The organism is Kitasatospora sp. NPDC043950, assembly GCF_056435345.1.
Map to the genome: position 1 here is coordinate 1 of NZ_JBWKER010000134.1, position 1868 is coordinate 1868.

Annotated in this window: 2 protein-coding genes; one reads left to right on the forward strand and one right to left on the reverse strand. The window is 64.5% G+C overall.

The window, feature by feature from the left end; translation table 11 throughout:
• Nucleotides 1-280 precede the first annotated feature (280 nt).
• Entirely contained in the window at nucleotides 281-490 is a 210-nt protein-coding gene (locus tag AC07BF_RS37780; RefSeq protein ID WP_478334605.1) for a hypothetical protein, read from the forward strand.
• Nucleotides 491-1115: 625 nt separating this feature from the next.
• Here the strand turns inward: AC07BF_RS37780 and AC07BF_RS37785 are convergent.
• A partial coding sequence (locus AC07BF_RS37785; RefSeq protein WP_478334606.1) for a hypothetical protein occupies nucleotides 1116-1868 on the reverse strand: 753 nt, incomplete at its 5' end.

The following is a 1868-nucleotide window of genomic DNA, read 5'->3' on the forward strand; positions in this document are numbered from 1 at the left end:
CGGCTGGCTCAGCCCGGACGAGTACGAGGCGAAGCACTACACCGACCAGGCGACGGCCGAACCAGCGACCGCCGAACCACCCACACCCATCCTGATCAGCTGATCAACACCTCCCGCACAGCGGGGGAAGCTCACTGCGCGTGGCCGCAGTGCTCCAACCCGACGCCGAAGGCCCGCACCGGCCGCCCGAAGCAGTACTGCTCCCGCTCCTGCCGCAGCAAGGCCGACCGGGTCAAGGCAAAGGCCCGCGAAGCCGCAGCGGCCTTCGCTGCATCGGCTGGTGCAGCACCCGCTGCACCCGGGCCCGTTGCAACTGCGCCCGCTGCACCAGCCGATGCAGCGCCCGCTGCACCAACTGCGACCGCGACTGCTGCACCTGGCCCGGCCACTGCACCCGGGCCTCCTGCACAGGCCGCCGCCCCGACCGAGGATGACGACCATCCGGTCCCCGCGCTCGGTGTCGATCAGGCGGGTGGTGGAGTGCCCGTAGGTGCTGGTCACCGGCTGGGGCCGGGTAGAACCCGTGGCGGGATCGGTGGCCAACACCCGGTCACCTGCCGCACCGTTTCGATGACTCGGCCGCTGCCGTCGGCCATGATCACGGTTGTGCCGGCCGGGAAGCTGTTCTTCAGAGGGCACAGAAAAGGCCCCTCCAGGAAATCCGGAGGGGCCTTTTTGTGTATCTTGGTAATCAGGTAACTCTCGCGCTAATTTTCGGGCGCGGCTACACGCCTAAATATCCCCTTGAACGGAAAATCCGGCGGAAGTAGGCGCCACAGTTCACCCGAGGCGGCCAGATACCATTCCTCGTAAGCCACCCCGGCGGAGTACGGAGTCTTGACCGGAACCGGCCTCAAATCTCCACGGGAAACTGCACGGTCAACACCCTGGCGAAAAGACTCAAAATGTTCGGGGGAAGAAAATTCCCTAATCTCTATCCAGTTCATATACGTATCAAATTCCTTTCCAGATCAATGCAGCGACCCTCCGCCTGACTCCCACTCGACCTGTGCGCGCCCCTCGAGCATAACTTGACTTCCGCCGCCAGGAAGGCTTCCCTGTGGGGCTGCTGTGCCTTCGAACAGCTTAGTCCCAGGTGGCACATCTATCGAGACTCAGCTCTCGGCAGTATTCCCCCATTCGGGCTTGAGGGCGCTATCACTGATCGCCTGGGCAGAGCTTTTCGGCATATTCCTTGACCAATACGCTCCCATCTTACCTGCCGTGCCCCCATAGACTCGATAGAGCTTAGTTACTCCGGCCGTCACTGTCGCCTTGTAGGTTGCCCCCGTGAAGGTTACGGCAAATTCGGGTGCAAGCGGACCTGGAGTGCCAGGACCGTACACGTCAGTGCATTGACCCGCCGGGCAGGTGGCTCGGAGGTCGGAGACAGCCTTGGCTTCGCTCTCGAGCTCCTTGACCAGCGCACGGTCGACGGTGGTGTTGTTGCGGAGTGCTTCGAGGGCGGCGTCGGTGCCGATTCCGGTCTTGAGCGAGTTGCGGAACTTGGCGACGGCGTCGGCGGTGGCGGCTATCTTGTCGAGGGCCGCTTTGCTGTAGCCGTCGAGCGATGCTTGGACAGCGAGTTTGGCCTCGTTGATGCCGATGCCGGTTTCGAGTGCGTAGCGGAATGCGACGACGGCCTTGACGCTCTTGGCGAGGGCGGGGATGAAGGGGGCGGCGTTGGCCGCGGCGAGGGCGCAGGACTTGTTGAATCCGAAGTCGTCGTAGCACCTGACGAAGTCGCCGATCGTCAGGTCGTACAGGATTTGTCCGGTGTCCACCCCCTGCTGGAGCTGGCCCGGCTGGCCGCGGCCATCGCCGGCCCGCAGCCGCCGCCGCGCCCGCCCGACTTCCCGCGCACGCCC